At 52.4% G+C, this 17855-nt stretch carries 14 protein-coding genes and 10 pseudogenes; 12 read left to right on the forward strand and 12 right to left on the reverse strand.

Translation table 11 applies throughout. The annotated features are described in order from the left end of the window. Nucleotides 1-86 precede the first annotated feature (86 nt). Nucleotides 87-524: a cysteine desulfurase sulfur acceptor subunit CsdE gene (gene csdE, locus ACWWJF_RS17200; protein WP_455871146.1), complete on the reverse strand. Its 438-nt coding sequence runs from the start codon at nt 522-524 to the stop codon at nt 87-89. A 43-nt stretch (nt 525-567) separates the two neighbouring features. Then, a complete protein-coding gene (gene csdA / locus ACWWJF_RS17205) occupies nt 568-1773 on the reverse strand; it encodes a cysteine desulfurase CsdA (RefSeq protein ID WP_455870123.1) in 1206 nt (401 codons plus the stop codon). 173 nt (nt 1774-1946) lie between these two features. Here csdA and ACWWJF_RS17210 point away from each other — a divergent pair, with 173 nt between their 5' ends. From ACWWJF_RS17210 to rlmM, 4 genes are all read left to right on the forward strand, one after another. Beyond that, the gene (locus ACWWJF_RS17210; RefSeq protein WP_455870124.1) at nt 1947-2168 is read left to right on the forward strand and encodes a YgdI/YgdR family lipoprotein; all 222 of its coding nucleotides are present in this window, start codon (nt 1947-1949) and stop codon (nt 2166-2168) included. Between the two features lie 456 nt (nt 2169-2624). Then, on the forward strand, nt 2625-3548 hold the full coding sequence (locus ACWWJF_RS17215) for a transcriptional regulator GcvA (protein ID WP_455870125.1): 924 nt from the start codon (nt 2625-2627) through the stop codon (nt 3546-3548). Between the two features lie 48 nt (nt 3549-3596). Next, nucleotides 3597-3992, forward strand: coding sequence for a DUF423 domain-containing protein (locus ACWWJF_RS17220; protein WP_455871147.1), 396 nt, complete (start codon nt 3597-3599; stop codon nt 3990-3992). Continuing rightward, entirely contained in the window at nt 3985-5085 is a 1101-nt protein-coding gene (gene rlmM / locus ACWWJF_RS17225) for a 23S rRNA (cytidine(2498)-2'-O)-methyltransferase RlmM (protein WP_455870126.1), read from the forward strand. Before ACWWJF_RS17220 ends, rlmM begins: the two co-directional genes overlap by 8 nt. A gap of 177 nt (nt 5086-5262) precedes the next feature. Here the strand turns inward: rlmM and xni are convergent, their stop codons facing one another. The 3 genes from xni to queF form a co-directional block, all read right to left on the reverse strand. Next, nucleotides 5263-6024 carry a flap endonuclease Xni gene (xni, locus tag ACWWJF_RS17230; RefSeq protein ID WP_455870127.1) on the reverse strand — a complete coding sequence of 254 codons (762 nt, stop codon included), beginning with the start codon at nt 6022-6024 and terminating at the stop codon, nt 5263-5265. A 66-nt stretch (nt 6025-6090) separates the two neighbouring features. Beyond that, the gene (gene ppnN, locus ACWWJF_RS17235; protein WP_455870128.1) at nt 6091-7455 is read right to left on the reverse strand and encodes a nucleotide 5'-monophosphate nucleosidase PpnN; all 1365 of its coding nucleotides are present in this window, start codon (nt 7453-7455) and stop codon (nt 6091-6093) included. A 174-nt stretch (nt 7456-7629) separates the two neighbouring features. After that, the gene (gene queF, locus ACWWJF_RS17240; RefSeq protein ID WP_455870129.1) at nt 7630-8481 is read right to left on the reverse strand and encodes an NADPH-dependent 7-cyano-7-deazaguanine reductase QueF; all 852 of its coding nucleotides are present in this window, start codon (nt 8479-8481) and stop codon (nt 7630-7632) included. 69 nt (nt 8482-8550) lie between these two features. Here queF and ACWWJF_RS17245 point away from each other — a divergent pair, with 69 nt between their 5' ends. Next, nucleotides 8551-8901: a SecY-interacting protein Syd gene (locus ACWWJF_RS17245; protein WP_455870130.1), complete on the forward strand. Its 351-nt coding sequence runs from the start codon at nt 8551-8553 to the stop codon at nt 8899-8901. On the opposite strand, the gene ACWWJF_RS17250 is transcribed toward ACWWJF_RS17245, so the two are convergent. Further along, nucleotides 8893-10100, reverse strand: a protein-coding gene (locus ACWWJF_RS17250) for an IS3 family transposase (protein ID WP_455871034.1) whose coding sequence is annotated in 2 segments (ribosomal slippage) — nt 8893-9779 and nt 9779-10100 — 1209 coding nt in all. Because the reading frame shifts where the segments join, the coding sequence is not laid out codon by codon here. The two genes, ACWWJF_RS17245 and ACWWJF_RS17250, sit on opposite strands and share 9 nt — an antisense overlap. A 92-nt stretch (nt 10101-10192) precedes the next feature. On the opposite strand from ACWWJF_RS17250, the pseudogene ACWWJF_RS17255 reads away from it, so the two are divergent. Beyond that, nucleotides 10193-10447: pseudogene (locus ACWWJF_RS17255) on the forward strand (SecY-interacting protein Syd); the annotation flags it as partial. A gap of 213 nt (nt 10448-10660) precedes the next feature. Here ACWWJF_RS17255 and ACWWJF_RS17260 read toward each other — a convergent pair. Continuing rightward, a pseudogene (locus ACWWJF_RS17260) lies at nt 10661-11206 on the reverse strand (IS5 family transposase); the annotation flags it as partial. Nucleotides 11207-11258: 52 nt separating this feature from the next. Between ACWWJF_RS17260 and ACWWJF_RS17265 the strand changes: the two are divergent. Continuing rightward, a protein-coding gene (locus ACWWJF_RS17265) for an IS1 family transposase (RefSeq protein ID WP_455870131.1) occupies nt 11259-11953 on the forward strand; the annotation gives its coding sequence in 2 pieces (ribosomal slippage) (nt 11259-11502 and nt 11502-11953; 696 coding nt in all). Between the two features lie 13 nt (nt 11954-11966). On the opposite strand, the pseudogene ACWWJF_RS17270 reads toward ACWWJF_RS17265, so the two are convergent. Beyond that, nucleotides 11967-12152 (reverse strand): annotated as a pseudogene (locus tag ACWWJF_RS17270) (transposase); the annotation flags it as partial. 79 nt (nt 12153-12231) lie between these two features. Between ACWWJF_RS17270 and ACWWJF_RS17275 the strand changes: the two are divergent. Continuing rightward, nucleotides 12232-12471 carry a hypothetical protein gene (locus ACWWJF_RS17275; protein WP_455870132.1) on the forward strand — a complete coding sequence of 80 codons (240 nt, stop codon included), beginning with the start codon at nt 12232-12234 and terminating at the stop codon, nt 12469-12471. Here ACWWJF_RS17275 and ACWWJF_RS17280 read toward each other — a convergent pair. Next, nucleotides 12418-12807: pseudogene (locus tag ACWWJF_RS17280) on the reverse strand (transposase); the annotation flags it as partial. The gene ACWWJF_RS17275 and the pseudogene ACWWJF_RS17280 overlap by 54 nt on opposite strands. A gap of 102 nt (nt 12808-12909) precedes the next feature. Here ACWWJF_RS17280 and ACWWJF_RS17285 point away from each other — a divergent pair. The 3 genes and pseudogenes from ACWWJF_RS17285 to ACWWJF_RS17295 all read left to right on the forward strand — a co-directional run. Continuing rightward, a pseudogene (locus tag ACWWJF_RS17285) lies at nt 12910-13566 on the forward strand (IS630 family transposase); the annotation flags it as partial. 74 nt (nt 13567-13640) lie between these two features. Then, a protein-coding gene (locus ACWWJF_RS17290) for an IS3 family transposase (RefSeq protein ID WP_455870133.1) occupies nt 13641-14809 on the forward strand; the annotation gives its coding sequence in 2 pieces (ribosomal slippage) (nt 13641-13896 and nt 13896-14809; 1170 coding nt in all). A gap of 9 nt (nt 14810-14818) precedes the next feature. Continuing rightward, nucleotides 14819-15082: pseudogene (locus ACWWJF_RS17295) on the forward strand (transposase); the annotation flags it as partial. A gap of 26 nt (nt 15083-15108) precedes the next feature. Here the strand turns inward: ACWWJF_RS17295 and ACWWJF_RS17300 are convergent. The 3 pseudogenes from ACWWJF_RS17300 to dctP form a co-directional block, all read right to left on the reverse strand. Further along, nucleotides 15109-15717: pseudogene (locus tag ACWWJF_RS17300) on the reverse strand (IS110 family RNA-guided transposase); the annotation flags it as partial. Nucleotides 15718-15784: 67 nt separating this feature from the next. Next, nucleotides 15785-15988, reverse strand: a pseudogene (locus ACWWJF_RS17305) (transposase); the annotation flags it as partial. Between the two features lie 59 nt (nt 15989-16047). Continuing rightward, nucleotides 16048-16371: pseudogene (gene dctP / locus ACWWJF_RS17310) on the reverse strand (TRAP transporter substrate-binding protein DctP); the annotation flags it as partial. Nucleotides 16372-16519: 148 nt separating this feature from the next. On the opposite strand from dctP, the pseudogene ACWWJF_RS17315 reads away from it, so the two are divergent. Then, a pseudogene (locus ACWWJF_RS17315) lies at nt 16520-17690 on the forward strand (IS4 family transposase); the annotation flags it as partial. Nucleotides 17691-17855 lie beyond the last annotated feature (165 nt).

The following is a 17855-nucleotide window of genomic DNA, read 5'->3' on the forward strand; positions in this document are numbered from 1 at the left end:
CGTCATTCCCGCGTAGGCGGGAATCCCCCACGGGCTAAACGTGTTCCTGCTGTGTAGGAGCCCCGGCTTACGCCGAGAATAATAGGCTAGGCCTGTGCGGCTATGGTTTGAATACGCTGTGCCAGTGCGGATAATCCGCTGGCGCGTGAGGCGCTGAGCTGCGCGCGCAGGCCGAGCTGGTCAAACAGGGACAATGGATCTTGTCCTCGCAAATCGGCAGCCTGTTTGCCTTCTACCGCCGTGAGCAGTACAGCCAGCAAACCGCGCACAATACGCCCGTCGCTGTCACCGTAAAAGTGCAATCGACCATCCTGTTGTTTCTCATAGCCCAACCAGACGCGATTTTCACAGCCAGACAGGGCGATAGTGTCATTTTTCAACGCGTCCGGCAGGGCCGGAAGCTGTTTAGCCAGCAGGATCAATTGCCGATAACGCTCTTCCCACGAGCGGCAGGCATCGAAGGTGTGCTGTAAGGTCTCTGCCGTGATGGCACGGCCAAAAGGATGAGCGGTGTGCTCTGTCATGGGATGTTCTGTCATGGTGTAGGCCAGTTCCATTGTTCGTCAATCAATCTCGCAGCAAATCCAACGCATTGCCAACAGCCGTCACCAGCGCGGTGACATCATGCTCGTTATTATAGGGCGCGAAAGAGGCTCGTACTGCGCCATCGAATCCAAGTGCCGCGAATAACGGTTGAGCGCAATGGTGTCCGGCGCGAACGGCAATCTGTTGCTCTGCAAGAAGCGTTGCCAGATCGTTCGGATGTACATCGGTCAGGGTAAACGACAGAATGGTCGCGTTGGGACTGCGCAATGAGTGAAAACCGGGGAAACGAGCCAACTGCTGTTCAGCCAACTGGGCCAACCCTTTGCTATATTGCTCCGCAGCGCGCCAGTCATAGCCTTGCATCCACGTCAGCGCAGCCCCTAACCCGAGCACTTCGGCAATAGCGGGGGTGCCCGCTTCAAATCGCTGAGGAATGGCCTGCGGTGTAAACCCATCAAAAGAGACCGCGCTCATCATTTTCCCTCCACCGTGCCAGGGCGGTATGGATTCCAGCAGGTCAGCTTTGCCGTACAACACGCCAATACCGGTCGGGCCAAAAAGTTTGTGGCCGGAGAAGGCGTAAAAATCGATATCCAGTGCCTGTACATCAGGTGCGCTGTGCACAATGCCTTGCGCGCCGTCGACCATCACCACAGCACCTGCCTGATGCGCCAGCGCGATCGCTTTCGCCAGATCGGGTTGTCCCCCTGTCACATTAGACATCTGGCCCAGTGCCAGCAGGCGCGTGCGTGGGGTGATCAGATCGGCTAATGCTTCCAGGTTAGGCCGTGCATCCGCGCCAATCGGCAGCTTGGCGACGCGTGCACCGGTTTGCTGTGCCACCATCAGCCAGGGAATGAGGTTGGCGTGGTGCTCCGCTTCGCTGACGATGATTTCATCACCCGGCTGCAAACGAGGGCGTGCATAGCTTTGCGCCACCAGATTAATGGCTTCTGTCGTACCGCGAGTCCACACGATGCAACGTGGATCGTCGGCGTTAAGCAGGGCGGCTACCGCGCATCGAACCTGCTCGAATCGCTCTGTCACCTGCTGTGCGTGAGCATGTTGGCTGCGGTGAACGTTGCCGGTCTCGGAGGTGTAATACTGCGAGATGGCATCAATGACCGGCTGGGGTTTGAGCGCCGTTGCCGCGCTGTCCAGATAAATGCCGGATCGCGCGAGTGCAGGGAAATCATTACGAAAGGTTGCGGGATTGAATGCTGTCATGGTGTTCCTCTTCTGGCAGACGATCCTGTCGCATTTTTTACGGGGAAACAAGTTTTAGGACGATCCTTAAACGCATATTGAAATGATTTTGCTAGTTTTAACATTGTTGAAAAACGGAACTATCGTTCGGTAGTAGCGAAATAAGTAACCTAAAAATTTACTTGGAGTACACTATGAAGAATAAAATAGCAATTATTGCCATTGCGATGGCTGCACTCTCTTTGACTGCCTGTTCGAGTAATTATGTGCTGCATACCAACGACGGGCGCAGCATTGTCGCTGAAGGGAAACCGAAAGTGGATGAGGATACCGGAATGATCAGCTACGTCGATGCCTACGGCCACGAGCAGCAGATCAACCGTGATAACATGAAGGAAATAGTGGAAGCCAAATAGTTTTCCCTCGGGTGTAACCTGTGTCTCGATTCCCGCACTGCCATTTCGTTGCTTACTCGTTCGGTAAGGCGAGTCTGAAATGTCAGCGCGGGAATTGTCATTTCTGGCACACGGAGATTTGCCGCCTGTCAGGCAAAAAAAGCACCGCTAAAAAGCGGTGCCACATAAAAATCACTATGGACAGACAGGGTAAATGTACAGGAAGTGAAAGGTAGCCTTGGCTACCATGTCTGAAAAGCAGACAATAAATAGCAAACACAACATCACAGCCACAAGCCAAAAGCACTTCAGGAAACGCCTGCCGCACCTTTCGTTCCGGCTCAAGGAAGTGGCGCTAATATAGGTATTTGCTGGTGCATCCTCAACGGAAAAATTATAATGTCTCGGATAAAAAAACTAATGGCTGGAACGGTGCTGCCTCCGTGCACCTCTTAGGAAAAAGAAGAAAATTACCCTATGTCAAAGCGACTCCCTCCGCTCAATGCGTTGCGTGTATTTGATTCTGCCGCCCGCCACCTCAGCTTCACCAAAGCGGCGGAGGAACTGTTTGTCACACAGGCTGCTGTCAGTCATCAAATCAAGTCATTAGAAGATTTTTTGGGGCTCAAGCTGTTTCGTCGCCGCAATCGCTCTTTGCTGCTGACAGAAGAGGGGAAAAGCTACTATCTTGATATAAAAGAGATCTTCTCTTCACTCAATGAAGCGACGCGCAAGTTACAGTCACGCAGTGCCAAAGGGGCATTGACGGTCAGCCTGTTACCCAGTTTCGCCATCAATTGGCTGGTACCGCGATTATCGAGTTTCAATGCGGAGTTTCCGGGGATTGATGTGCGAATTCAGGCGTTAGACCGCCAGGAAGATCGTCTGTCAGATGATGTGGATGTGGCGATTTTTTACGGCCGTGGCAACTGGCATGGGTTGCGCGTTGAAAAGCTCTATGCTGAGTATCTGTTGCCTGTCTGTTCTCCGGTATTGCTAACGGGCAAGCATCCGCTAAAAACCCCGCAGGATCTGGTAGGGCATACCTTGTTGCATGATGCGTCTCGCCGCGACTGGTTGGCCTACACCCGGCAGCTTGGCGTGCAGATCAACGTGCAACAAGGGCCGATATTCAGCCACAGTGCGATGGTGTTGCAGGCGGCGATTCACGGACAGGGGGTCGCTTTGGCAAATAACGTGATGGCTCAGACCGAGATTGAAGCGGGTCGGTTAGTATGCCCATTTAACGACGTATTGGTCAGTAAAAATGCTTTTTATCTGGTTTGTCATGACAGTCAGGCTGAACTGGGTAAAATAGCCGCCTTTCGCCACTGGATTTTGGCGCGCGCGGCAAGCGAGCAAGGGAAGTTTCGTTTCTGCTATGACAACGCCGCACGTTGATATGTGGCGTTCGGATAATATTTGAATCGATTTACTGTGGAAAATACGATGAACAGTCGTTTTATGCTGATGTTTTCCGCGATCAGCGGGTTTGTGTTTGTAGCGTTGGGTGCCTTTGGTGCGCACGTGCTCAGCAAATCGCTGGGCGCTGCCGAGATGGCCTGGCTAAAAACCGGGCTTGAATATCAGGCGTTTCATACGCTGGCGATTTTGGCGCTGTCGGTATTGATGCGCCAGCGCCGTAATCTGTGGTTTTATTGGAGCAGCATTGCGTTGGCACTTGGCACCGTGCTGTTTAGCGGCAGTCTTTATTGTCTGGCGCTGTCGCACCTACGGTTTTGGGCGTTTGCCACGCCGGTTGGCGGTCTTTTCTTCCTGACCGGATGGGTTTTGATGTTGATTGGCGTGCTGCGCCAGACAAGAAAGGCGAAAAGTAATGAATAAGGTAATTTTATATTGCCGCCCCGGTTTCGAAAAAGAGTGTGCGGCAGAGATAACGGAAAAAGCCACCGCACATGAGGTTTTTGGCTTCGCCAGGGTTAAAGAAAATTGTGGCTATGTGATGTATGAATGCTATCAGCATGAAGATGCCGATCGCTTAATCAAAACATTGTCGTTTGATTCGCTGGTTTTTGCCCGTCAATGGTTCGTGTGCGGTGAGCTGTTGCGGGATTTGCCGCCGGAAGATCGCATTACCCCGATCGTCGGCATGCTGACTGGTGCGATTGAACGGGCTGGAGAACTGCGCGTTGAAGTACCGGACACCAATGAAAGCAAAGAACTGCTGAAGTTTTGCCGCAAGTTCACCGTGCCTTTGCGCGCCGCCCTGAAGGAAAACGGCATTCTGCTGTCGTATGAAAAAGCATCTCGTCCTGTTATCCATGTGTTGTTTATTGCCCCGGGGCATTGCTATGTGGGCTATTCCTACAGCAATAACCACTCGCCGTTTTACATGGGTATCCCGCGTCTGAAATTCCCTTCTGATGCGCCAAGCCGTTCGACATTAAAACTAGAAGAGGCGTTCCATGTATTCATCCCGGCTGATGAGTGGGATGAGCGTTTGGCAAGCGGCATGTACGCGGTGGATTTGGGGGCGTGCCCCGGCGGTTGGACCTATCAACTGGTGAAGCGCAGCATGATGGTGCATGCCGTGGATAACGGTACCATGGCGCAAAGCCTGATGGATACTGGTCAGGTGACACACCATGCCGCCGATGGTTTTCGTTTTGAGCCACCGCGCAACAATATCACTTGGTTGGTGTGCGATATGGTGGAGAAACCAGCGCGGGTGGCTAACCTGATGGCCAATTGGCTGGTGAAGGGCTGGTGCCGGGAAGTGATATTCAACCTCAAGTTGCCGATGAAAAAACGCTATGAGGAAGTGACGCAAAATCTGGCGCTGCTGAGCGAGCGCTTGAGTGAGAATGGTATCAACTACGAACTCCGTGCTCGCCAACTGTACCACGATCGCGAAGAGGTAACGGTACACGCGCGGCGTATATGGGGCGCGGTGCCGGGGCGGCGCGACGAGCGTTAAGCGTAACGGGCTTTTCTATTCGTCATCCTCGGAAAAAGCTGGGGATCTCTGCCAGAAGAAACGCGCTACATCTGCAAGAGATTCCCGCTTTCGCGGTAATGACGGGTTGGGAGCGGGAATGACTTTTCTAGTGGGTTTGTCTGCAATCTTACGCGTCGTTCGGGAAGAACGTCGCGTTTATTTCCCCGCCGTCAGCCGTAACTGTTGTAAATTCCCTTCCAGTGCCAAATCCGTGCGTAACGTCGCTACCTGACGGCTGATAAAGGCCAGTTCGCGCTGCGATTCCAGTTTGCGTCGCCATTTTTCTGGCACCTCATCCAATTGCTGGTAGAGCGGTTCCAAGGTTCCGGCTTGGGCAAGCAGCTGACTTGCGCTTTTAGGACCAATTCCCACCACGCCGGGTATTTTGCTGCTGCTGATGCCTGCCAGCCCCCAAAAATCAGGCAATTGTTGCGGTGAAACGCCAAACTCCTGTGCGATAAAAGGCACATCCAACCAGCGCTTTTGAAAATAATCACGAATCTGAATAGTGGGGGCTAGCAGTTGGCAGTAGCCCTTGTCGGTTGAGACAATCGTTGCCTGATGACCGGCGTGTGCGATTTTTGTGGCGAGCGTTGCCGCCAAATCATCGGCTTCATTGCCTGGTGTATGCCAACAGGGGATGCCCATTGATACCAGCGCTTGCCGTATTTGCGGCAGTTCAAGCGTCAGATTCTCAGGCATAGGAGGGCGGCCCGCTTTATAGTCGGGCAATAACTGGTGCCGCCAACTGTCAGCGCGCTGTTCATCATCAAACACCGCGACGGCGTGCGTCGGCTGACTATGCTGTAGCAGTTGGGTAACGGCGTGCTGACAGGCCGACGCGCAGGGAGATCCTTGCACGGCATGGATACGACGAATCAGGTTTAATGCATCGATAATCAGCAAATGTACAGGCATCAGGCGGTCCCGGCGAGAAGCGTGGTGAAGGTGGCGGGAAAATCCGGTTTTCCCGCCAGTATGGCATCAGGTACAGATTTCATAGCAAGGGATGTAGGCGCTGCCCGGCAGCTTCATCCTTTGCTGCGCAACGACCCCTTGCAGCAGTTTATCCATGCTTTGCATCAGTTGTGCATCGCCGTGGATCTTGTACGGGCCGTGCTCTTCAATCGCCTGAATGCCGACCTCTTTGACGTTGCCCGCCACAATGCCAGAAAAAGCCTTGCGCAGCGCTGAGGCCAGCGCTTCCGGTGCTTGATTGGGGTGCAGATTGAGGTTTGCCATATTCTCGTGAGTGGGCTCAAACGGCAATTGCAGATCGGGTGCGATGCGCAATGACCAGTTAAAGCTGTAGGCGTCACCGGTATGACGGCGATGTTCCTTCACCTGCGGCATCGCTTTCTTCATCTGCCGCGCCACTTCCGCTGCATCATCAATGATGATGGAGTAGTAACGGCGCGCCTGACGGCCCAGGGTCGTGATGATAAATTCATCCAGAACATGGAAATAGTCGGCGCTTTCCTCCGGCCCGGTCAGGATGATAGGCAGCACCTGTTCTCTGTTTTTCGGATTCATCATGATGCTCAGCAGGTAGAGGAACTCTTCCGCCGTGCCGACCCCGCCGGGGAAAATAATGATACCGTGCCCGATGCGTACGAAGGCTTCGAGGCGTTTTTCGATATCGGGCATGATGATAAGTTCATTCACCAGCGGGTTAGGCGGCTCGGCGGCGATGATGGACGGTTCCGTCATGCCAATAAAGCGACCTTCTTTATAGCGCTGCTGTGCGTGGCCGACGGCGGCACCTTTCATCGGTGCTTCCATGGCGCCGGGGCCGCAGCCGGTGCAGATGTTCAGTTCACGCAGCCCTAATTGGCTACCGACTTTTCGTCCGTAGAGATATTCAGTTTCATTAATGGAGTGGCCGCCCCAGCACACCACCATGTTGGGCTCTTCCCCGACGTGCAGTGCACGCGCATTGCGCAAAATAGAAAATACCAGATTGGTAATGTGGGCGCTGTTTTCCAGATTCAGGTTCTGATAGCGCTCTGCCGAGGTGATTTGCCCGTTCACAAACAGAATGTCGCGCAGTACGGCGAACAGGTTGGCCTGCAACGAACGGATAATGTCGCCATCGACGAAAGCGTCTTCCGGAGGATTGACCAGTTCCAGCTTCACGCCGCGTTCACGGCGCAACACATTGATATCGAAATCTTCGTAGCGGGATAGCAGCTCTTTGCTGTTATCGGTTTGGCTGCCGGAATTCAGCACGGCAAGCGAACAGTTGCGGAATAAACGGTAAAGATCGCTGCTGGCCGTGCTTTTCAACATGTCCACTTCCAACTGCGATAACAAATCCATAGACCCTAACGGGCTGATATGTGTAATCAATTTTACTCCTTGAGAACGCAGTGTATAACAACAAAATTTCCAGGCTATCCTTTGTCGCCACTGGGGTGGCAAGACGCATAACACTGATTTTATGTATTGATCCACCTTAACCTGATGGTATCAGTTTTTCCAATAATGCCGTTTCTGAATGACGATATTGTATCGTATCCCGCACTATTGCCGGGGTAAGCGACCAGTGTTTGCAATAAAGTCGGTGTTGCTACGCCAGGGATTGATGTCCAGCCCGCCGCGGCGTGTATAGCGCGCGTAAACGGTCAAGACTTCTGGCTGGCAAAAACGCATCAGGTCGTTGAAGATACGCTCCACGCACTGCTCATGGAACTCATTGTGGTGCCGAAAGGAGACGATGTAGCGCAGCAGGGCTTCTCTGTCGATACGTTTGCCCCGGTAGCGAATTTGTACCGAGCCCCAATCCGGCTGGTGAGTGATCAGGCAGTTGGATTTGAGCACATGGCTCACCAATGTTTCTTCAACAACGGGGCTCTGTGCGTGGCAGGCCTTGGCGAGATGGTCGGCATTGAACGCATAATCCGTGATCTGAACATCCAGTCCGTCAATACATTCTCCTTGGAATTGGCCCAGCGTCTGTCCCTGAAAGGCATCCAGCGAAAACAGCGCCACGCTAACCTCACCCTGCGCACAGGCGGCCAGATCGCGCGTTAGTGTCTCTTGTACCCGTTGCCAATTTTCAAAAACCGTCTGATTGAAGCTGTTCAGGTAGAGTTTGAAGCTTTTGGATTCGATAAGGTTTGGGCTATCTGCCTGCAAATGCATTTCGCCTACGGCAACCTGCGGCACTCCGTTGGGCGCAAGCCAAGAGAGTTCGTATAATGTCCAGATATCTTCACCGTGAAACGGCAAATGCGCGGCATCAATGCCCAAAGGGTCGCGGTTTAAACTGCGTGGAACCGCTTGTAATAAGCCGGCATCGTAGCTGTCGTGGTAAGATGTCGGTTTTCCCAACGGTAACGCACTGAGCGCATCCTGTTTGTCAATAGTGGACATAACATGCCTTTGCAAAGTAAAAACTATATGCAGTAGTGTAACCGACTCGCCCAGTGAAGAGAAAAAAGTATGGATGACAATGTGCAGCACGCACTCCAGGGATTTACCCAGCGCTATATGGCAGCCTGGCAGCAAGCCTATGACCATTTGCCTGCCAGTGAGGCGTTGTACGGCGCTGCTTCACCCTGCGTAGTGGAAAATGACGGCGAGCGGGTATTTTGGACTCCTCAGCCTGTGGCCGAGGGCGCGGCACTTGACGGCGTGTCGCGTGCGCTGACAATTGCGCTGCATCCTGATGCTGAAGCCTTTTTTACCACGCAGTATGCCGGGGATATGGAAGCGCGCTTTGCCGATATTGATTGCCTGCTACTGCATGATCTTGACCCACCATCTCCGGACAGCTTTTGTATCTTAAGTTAACGATGCCCGCTGGCGCCGATATTCTCTTGGGGAGTTGTATCCCAGCGCACTGTGCGGATGGTTTTCATTGTAATGATTGAACGCCGCTGCAAGATTCTTCAGCGCTGTTCGCACATCGGGTTTTGGCATGAAGGCGATGTAATCTTCCTTCATCGTCTTCACGAACCGTTCTGCCATGCCGTTACTCTGTGGACTGCTCACTGCTGTTGTGCAGGGCTCCAGATTCAGTTCTCTGGCGAACTTCCGCGTTTCATGCGCTGTGTACGCTGAACCATTATCCGTCAGCCATTGCACTGGTTTATCCGGCAGCGCGCTACCGAAGCGTTTTTCCACCGACCTCAGCATCACATCCTGCACGGTTGAACTGTCATAACCCCTGGTGCTCGCTGCCCAGTCTATGGCCTCCCGGTCGCAGCAGTCCAGTGCGAACGTCACCCGCAGCTTCTCGCCGTTGTCACAACCGAACTCGAAGCCATCTGAGCACCAGCGCATATCGCTCTCTGCTACCGCGATTTTGCCTTTATGCTCCCGCTTCGGACGTTCAGTTTTATCATGCAACAACAGCAGGTTATGCTCGCTCATTATCCTGTAAAGCCGTTTGGCGTTCACCGGTGGAAGTCCCTCTGCACGACGTTGCTTACGCAGGATACCCCACACTCGGCGGTAACCGTAACTGGGCATGTCGCTGATGATACGGAGGATGTCCGATAATATCTCAGCATCAGCTTCGTCATTACGCCGGTTGCTGCGCCTGTCCAGCCAGTCGGCAGAACGGTTAACCCGCAGTGACAGCTGCGCACGCGACACGCTCATGGCGCGGCTGACCAGAGCTATTCCCCGTCCTTTGGCAACAAGGGCGCGTGCGCTATCCATTTTCGCGACTGGCGGTACTCCACTGCTTCTTTGAGGATCTCAACTTCCATCGTCTTCTTACCCAGAAGGCGCTGTAGCTCCCGGACCTGCTTGAGGGCAGTCGCCAGCGCCGAAGCTGGAACCACTTCTTCTCCGGCCGCAACGGCGGTGAGGCTTCCTTCCTGGTATTGCTTCTTCCACTTAAACAAAAGGCTGGGCTGGATGCCATGCAGGCGGGCTACATGGGAGACGTTCATCCCCGGCTCCATTGTCTGCTGAATGATGGCGATTTTCTCTTGCGGAGTTTTACGCTTACGGACTTCTTGCCCTAACAGGATCCCGGTCATTTCAAAATTAGCGTGATTGTTAGACATATATCTAAGCCTATCTCTTATCTGGAGATACAGCTACTGTCTGGTGTTACAGGGGGCTACATCATTGCCTGCTACTGCAATCGTGGAGCGAGGATGATTTTGTGCGTATGCAAGAAAATCTGATCGGGCATTTGCTGACGCAAAAGCGACTCAAGTTGCCGCCGACGCTGTTTTTAGCCACGACGGAATCAGAAATGGCGCTGATTTCGTTATCCAATGTTAGCGGTGAAGTATGGCTTGAAACCTTTGGTACACGTGAACATCGGGTGTTGGCTCCCTCTTTGTCTGTGTTCCTGCAACAGTTGCAACCGAGAGTATGATGATGGCTACCTGCGTTATCTGGCCGATATGCGTGTAAGAGATATCTTACATTTATTGTGAGACATCTCTGTGTTTTCCTCGTTTCATGCACTTTTTTTGTTTTTTTCTTTTTAATTAATGGATTATATTTTTCTTTGCATTAGGGGTTTCAGCGTAAATATGGCTTTGTTGAATAAATCAGAACTTGTAACGACTGTGCCCCAGGTCGATTGTTACGTGATGCGAATACTGTTCGGCATTCCTAATAGCGTGATCCGGTTAAGCGCTTTGACCATCGCCATGGCTTCACCCACCTGAGCATCGTAGTCACGCAGACTTAGATGACCACCCAGAAGCGTTTTGAACCGGAACATGGCCGTTTCAGCCACTGAGCGTCGGTGATAGCCCACTTTCTTTTTCCAGGTATCGTTGCTGCCGCTCAGGCGCTGATTTGCAACAGCGTGGTTACGCTCGTGGTAGTGGTCCGGCCAATATTGCGCCCCCCTTCACGGCGGGATAAGCGGCCTTATTTTCTTCCTCAGCAGAGCATCATGGCAGTAACCTGTATCGTAAGCGCCGTCAGCCGATGCCTCTCTGATTTTCCGGTGGGTCTGGTTTATCAGTGCCGGTAGAGCCTGGGCATCAGTCGTACCACTGAGCGACAAATCCGCACAGATAATCTCATGCGTCGCACTGTCTACTGCCAGATGCAGCTTACGCCACACCCTGCGTCTGTCGGCACCATGCTGCCGGACTTTCCATTCGCCTTCGCCGGTAATGCCTTAAAATAGTTGGCTTTTGTGATATTCTGCCGCTATTTGAGGTTTCCACGTGGTTACTGTTTTTGTTCATTGCCCTCGCTGCCATTCAGATAAAGTTTATCGACATGGCCTTAGTCCAACTAAGCGCGAACGCTTCCGGTGTCAGTGCTGTCGCCGTGTATTCCAGCTTACCTACCGCTATGAAGCGCGAAAGCCGGGAGTCAAAGAGCAGATCGTTGATATGGCCTTCAACGGTGCCGGTGTTCGCGATACCGCCAGAACGTTGAAAATCGGCATCAATACGGTCATCCGGGCTTTAAAAAGCTCTCGCCCCGCAGGATAACGTCTTCTCCCGTTGCTCACGCCGACGTCGCCCTTATCTGTGAACTTGATGAGCAATGGAGCTTCGTTGGCAGTCAGGCGCTACAGCACTGGCTCTGGTACGCTTACAATACCAAAACGGGCAGTGTTCTGGCCTACACTTTTGGCCCCCGAACCGATGAGACCTGCCGTGAATTGCTGGCTCTGTTGACACCGTTCAACATCGGCATGATTACCAGTGACAACTGGGGCAGCTATGCAAGAGAGGTTCCGAAGCAGAAACATCTGACTGGCAAGATCTTCACGCAACGCATAGAGCGCAATAACCTGACGCTCCGTACCCGCATTAAACGACTGGCGCGTAAAACGATTTGCTTCTCGCGCTCCGTCGAGATCCACGAAAAAGTCATCGGAGCCTTCATCGAAAAACACATGTTCTACTAATTGGAGTCATTACCCCTTCGCCAAAGACCTTCAGGCCGGTTCCATCAATGACCAGATGTGAGATTTCACCACGGGTTGGCGTTTTTATGCTGATGTTCACTGTCTTTGCTCGCTTGCTGAGCAGCGAATAGTCTGGACAATGCAGCGACAATTTAATCAGTTTAAAAATCGAGTCAACAAAACCCTGTAAAGCCCTCAATGAATCTATGGTCACCCCCATTTTTGCAACACTGATCTTTGATTAATGGTGGGCTTGCTTAAATCTATCCGGCGTCTTTATGGCCAAGGATGCCCGCGCCACGATGAGTTTCGCACCTGATATTCCTAAAAAGGCCATCGGCTTCATTGAGCCATTTTCATTTTTTGGTTTTATATCAGGCCGTCAGGCCGTTCATGTCATCAATAATCAGTCTTCGCAAAACCAGATGGGTAACTTCGTTAAATTGCTGACTGTTAGACCAGCATTACTGTTCAAACACGGTATTTCGTGTCGTTATTGCCCAAGCTATTCGAACTAATTTATTTGCTAATGCACAGCACACAACGCAAGAATGTTTCCTGCCCAACTGAGACCTTACCCAATCAGCTAATCTCCCTGATTGATGGTCAATTCTTAGGATAAATACCCGCGCACATTGAACAAGCAATCGGCGAAGGTTTTTATCTCCACGCTTGCTAATACCCAGCAGAGTATTCTTCCCTCCAGTACTGTATTGGCGGGGTACAAGACCGGTGGAAGCGGCAAAATTACGACTGTTTTCATATTGCTTGCCATCGCCTAACTGTGATGACAAAACGCTGGCTGTTATCGGTCCAACACCTGGGATGGTCATTAAATGCTGGCCAGTTTCATCTAAATAACTGTTCCGAATAGTAGATCACCTGAAGGGAACTCAGTCCAAGTAGAGCGATCTGATCAATCGATAAAGATCCCAAATCATCAACCGGACTGAGCGATGTCGAGCATAGCACCGATACCCCGTAACGAACGACGCCTGATGAAGAAAACTCTCCATAAAACGCGTGACAAGAATCACGCCCGCAGGCTGACCGCCATCCTGATGTTGCACCGGGGCGAGCGCGTGAGCGATGTCGCCAGAATGCTTTGCTGCGCCCGTTCGTCAATCGGCAGATGGATTAACTGGCTCACCCTGTACGGCATTGAAGGCCTCAAATCTCTGCGGCCCGGTCGTGGCCGTCGCTGGCCGTTTGAACAGATCTGCGCACTGTTAATCCAGCTCGTAAAGCGTTCCCCTCATGATTTTGGCTATCAGCGTTCGCGCTGGAGCACGGAACTGCTAGCGATAAAAATCAATGATATAACCGGTTGCCAGTTGCATGCTTCCACGGTGCGCCGTTGGCGGCCTTCTGCCGGTCTGGTGTGGCGACGCGCAGCTCCTACGCTGCGTATCCGCGACCCGCATAAGGAAGAAAAAATGGAGGCCATCGCGATGGCGCTGGAACAATGCAGCGCGGAACATCCCGTCTTTTACGAAGACGAAGTGGATATTCATCTGAATCCCAAAATTGGCGCGGACTGGCAGGTTCGCGGGAAGCAGAAACGCATCGTGACGCCGGGCCAGAACGAGAAATATTATCTGGCGGGTGCATTACTGTAGTGGCACACTGATACTGGCCACCTGAGCGGAGGTGATATGCTCACCTCATCAACACGACAGGTGACCTCATGGGTAAACATTTTACGGCGGAATTTAAGCTCGAAGCCGCAAAGCTGGTTGTCGACCACGGCTACACATACGTTAAGGCCGCAGAGGCGGTTAATGTCAGCCATTCTGCCATTAGTCGCTGGGTCAATAAGCTTCGCCTTGAACGACAGGGAAAAACGCCAACGGGACTTCCTCTTACCCCTGAACAGCTCGAGCTGCGTGAGATGAAGAAAAAAGTCCAATGCCTTGAAATGGAGAACGAAATCCTAAAAAAGGCTACGGCGCTCTTAATGTCGGACTCACTCAACGGTTCACGGTAGTCGACAGGCTGAGGGCGCGATACCCGGTCACGGCGTTGTGCCAAACTTTTGAGGTACATCGCAGCAGCTACAGGCACTGGCAGGCTTCCGCTAATGAACCCGACGGTGAGCGCGTGGTTAAGTGTAGTCGCGTCATGGAAGCCTGGAACGCCAGCGGCGGCTCTGCCGGCTCTCGAAGTATCGCGACCATCGTCACCGGCAGCTCTGGTGTCAAAATGGGGCGCTGGCTGGCTGGCAAGCTGATGAAGGAGCTGGGTATCGCCAGCTGCCAGCGACCGGCTCACAAATACAAACGCGGCGGCAATGAACACGTTGAAATACCGAACTATCTCAACCGCCAGTTCGCGGTTACCGCGCCGGATCAGGTCTGGTGCGGCGATGTGACCTACATCTGGACGGGCAAATGCTGGGCTTACCTTGCGGTGGTGCTAGACCTGTTCGCCCGCAAACCGGTGGGCTGGGCCATGTCGACGTCGCCGGACTCGGCGCTGACAGTTAAAGCGTTGCAGATGGCCTGGGAACTCCGGGGACAACCAACAGGAGTCATGTTCCACAGCGACCAGGGCAGCCACTATACCAGCCGTCAATACCGGCAAGCCCTGTGGCGCTGCCGGATAAAGCAGAGTATGAGTCGGCGGGGTAACTGCTGGGATAATGCGCCAATGGAGCGGTTCTTCCGCAGCCTGAAGACAGAATGGGTGCCGACAAAGGGTTACAACAGCTTCAGCGAAGCCCAGGACGCGATTATCCGCTACATCACGGGGTATTACAGCGCTATCCGGCCTCACTGGTATAACGGCGGCTTAACTCCAAACGAATCTGAGCGACTGTTCTACATACAGTCTAATGCGGTGGCCAATATTAGTTGACCACTACACACGCTGATAGTTGATAACTACATTATTCACAAAAGCCGGGAGACGCAGCGCTGGCTGGAAGAAAACCCGAAATTCAGGGTTATTTATCAGCCGGTGTACTCACCATGGGTAAATCATGTAGAGCGGTTATGGCAGGCGTTGCATGAAACCATTACCCGCAATCATCAATGCTGTTCAATGTGGCAGTGACTGAACAAGGTTCGCCGCTTCATGGAAACCGTCAGCCCGTTTCCCAGTGGAAAACATGGACAGGCAAAAGTGTAGCGGTATTAGGAACAGCTATTTAGAGAGAGTGCCTGCCCAAGTTCTCTTTCGAGCTCTGCTATCTGCCCAACCAAATATTGGTAATGATCGTGTAATCGAAGCAGCAACTGTGCCAGATAAGGTGGCAAGTCATTATCAGCCAGAACAGCTTAAAGCCTTTTGATTACCGCAATACCTTTCGGCATGCTGATACCAAACTCCAGTAAAAAAGCATGCATTTGGTTAGTCGTTTTAACGTTGTCTCTGACCAACGACTCCCTGACGCGATGCAAGGCTCGCATAGCCTGCTGAGCCTCAGTTCTTGGCTGCACAAACCGCGTGGAAGGGCGTGATCCGGCTTCGCATATTGCTTCGGCATCAACGAAATCGTTCTTGTTGCTCTTGACAAAAGGGCGGACAAACTGCGGAGAGATCAACTTTACTTCATGCCCCAGCTCACTGATCCGACGAGCCATAAAATGGGCACCGGCGCAGGCTTCCATTACAACGGTAGTAGGTGTACACGTAGCCAGAAACTCGATGAGTTTGGTGCGGGTAAACTTTTTCCGCAGTAATGCCTTGCCTGATTTATCCTGACAATGAATGTGAAAAGAATGTTTGCCGAGATCGATACCAATAAGCGTGACGTTTTGCATGATGGCCTTCTCCATAAAGAAACACCCTGTCAGCGTACCGCTCACAGGGTGGGGGTGACCATCTCATTAGGCCAAACACGCGTTTCATCATCAGGACTGTGGTGATGGCCATATCTGAGTAGTGGAGCGGTCGTCCACGCCGTTCAGTAATCGTATTTTCCGTCCATGCAGCAATGGCTGATTCATCTAGCCATACGGTTAGAGAACCGCGCTGCTTGAGGGCCTTGTTATAGGAGGGCCAGTTAGTGATTTTAAAATTTTGTTTTGCCATGGAGACCTGATGTTGAAACAACTATGGTGATCTGATCCGATGATTACCCAAACTTTCTATTTATTCAACAAAGCCTCCAGCACTTTGTGCATATGATCTTCATCACGGAAAATATAGGGCAGGGTAAACACTTCGATTTCTGGCAAAATGGCGGCAACGGGGGTCATGGATACACGAATAATATCGATGGCACCCAATTGCGCCTGCTCAATCATTTGCTTCTCATCGCCTAATACCCCGCCTGGAAAGGTTTTTATTTCCAGTTTTCCATCCGTGGCGGCTTTTAATTTTTCTCCCATTTTTTGTACGGCTACCACATTGGGATAGCCTTCGGGGTGGACATCGGATGCTTTGATTTGTAATGCACTGACTGAATAACTCATCAACAGCGTGGCGGAGCTTAGGCCACCTCGTTATACACAAGTCCGCAACGCCTTATATGCCAAGGGTTAGCGGGCTGAAATAGGCAGCCAGTGGGGTTGTAAATGAAGTGAAACCGACGTGTACTATCGCCATTTACGGCGCTGAAAAATGACACGGGATTCAGATGGCTGGGCACACCAAGAACTGGAAGGGGTAAATCTTGGTGACACGAGGCTCAATAAGCGTGCCAAAGGGCTTTTGATACGGCTGGCTGAGAATCCGCAAGCCAGCATTCCGCATGCGTGCCTCGGATGGTCTGAGACGCTGGGTGCTTACCGCTTCATGGAGAACCAAGCATTCGAATGGCGAGACATTCTGCAACCTCACTGGCAGCGTACGCAGGAAAGGATCCGAGAACACGAGGTTGTGCTGTGTATCCAAGACACTACCGAGCTTGACTTCAACGGGCAGCAAATCCAAGGCTTGGGTCCCTTGAACTACGAAGCCAGGCGTGGTCTGTATCTGCATCCGACCTACGCGGTCAGTCCGGATCGCGTGGGGTTGGGCGTACTGGATGCGTGGATGTGGGCAAGAGAGCCGAAGGATGCAGACGGAAAACGCGATGGGATCAAGGAGAGTACGCGCTGGCTCGAGGGATACGAGCGAGTTGCTGAACTCGCCTCGGAGTTGCCAAACACACGTCTGGTGTACTTAGCCGATCGCGAAGCGGATATCAAGGCGTTGATGCAGCTCGCTGATGACCTTGGCACTCCGGCTGACTGGTTGATCCGCTCGACTCATAATCGCAGTCTGGACTGTAATGAGAAGCTTTGGCAGAAGGTTGGAAAGACCGTGCCGGTGGGAGAAATCGAATTCGTTATGGCGGCTCGCGCGGGGCAGAAGGCGCGTACGGTGAAACAGGCGCTGCGCGTGAAGCGAGTGTCGCTGCGTTGCGGGTTGGCAGTGACTTGTGTGATAGCCAAGGAAATTGAGCCGCCAGCAGGCGTGAAGCCGGTCGAGTGGCGGTTGCTGAGCAATCCGCGTACCTGAAGGACGAGAAGATATCGTGGAGCTGATCGACTGGTATCGGGCTAGATGGGAAATCGAGATGTTCTTCAATGTGCTGAAGAACGGCTGCTGTGTCGAAGCGTTACAGTTATCGACCGTGGATCGCATTGAGCGGGCATTGGCGCTGTTCATGATCGTGGCATGGCGCATCGCCTATTTAATGCGTATGGGACGAACCTGTCCAGAGCTAGACGCAATGTTGTTCTTTGATTCCGACGAGACTCATGGAGCTTACCTACTGATGAACAAGCGTATGCCCAAGGGCCGCCCTAAGCCATATCGTTATACACATCTTTCTAACGCACTGTTTAATCAATGAGTTACGGGTTTATCTCAGAGTGGCATTTTGAACCTCAAAAAGCCAATGGGATGGCTTGAATGCCTTAATTCACGGGGTTCTGAGCATCCTGTTCAAAAAATGGCCAAAAGATGTGTA

It is taken from the genome of Symbiopectobacterium sp. Eva_TO (assembly GCF_053848865.1).

What these genes read in the sequence shown, in the direction of transcription:
- rlmM (WP_455870126.1), top strand. Translation starts at nt 3,985, where the DNA reads ATGAATAAGGTAATTTTATATTGCCGCCCCGGTTTCGAAAAAGAGTGT.
- csdE (WP_455871146.1), bottom strand. Translation starts at nt 524, where the DNA reads ATGACAGAGCACACCGCTCATCCTTTTGGCCGTGCCATCACGGCAGAG.
- queF (WP_455870129.1), bottom strand. Translation starts at nt 8,481, where the DNA reads ATGTCCACTATTGACAAACAGGATGCGCTCAGTGCGTTACCGTTGGGA.
- ACWWJF_RS17275 (WP_455870132.1), top strand. Translation starts at nt 12,232, where the DNA reads ATGGCCAAGGATGCCCGCGCCACGATGAGTTTCGCACCTGATATTCCT.
- ACWWJF_RS17215 (WP_455870125.1), top strand. Translation starts at nt 2,625, where the DNA reads ATGTCAAAGCGACTCCCTCCGCTCAATGCGTTGCGTGTATTTGATTCT.
- csdA (WP_455870123.1), bottom strand. Translation starts at nt 1,773, where the DNA reads ATGACAGCATTCAATCCCGCAACCTTTCGTAATGATTTCCCTGCACTC.
- ACWWJF_RS17220 (WP_455871147.1), top strand. Translation starts at nt 3,597, where the DNA reads ATGAACAGTCGTTTTATGCTGATGTTTTCCGCGATCAGCGGGTTTGTG.
- ACWWJF_RS17245 (WP_455870130.1), top strand. Translation starts at nt 8,551, where the DNA reads ATGGATGACAATGTGCAGCACGCACTCCAGGGATTTACCCAGCGCTAT.
- ACWWJF_RS17210 (WP_455870124.1), top strand. Translation starts at nt 1,947, where the DNA reads ATGAAGAATAAAATAGCAATTATTGCCATTGCGATGGCTGCACTCTCT.
- xni (WP_455870127.1), bottom strand. Translation starts at nt 6,024, where the DNA reads ATGCCTGTACATTTGCTGATTATCGATGCATTAAACCTGATTCGTCGT.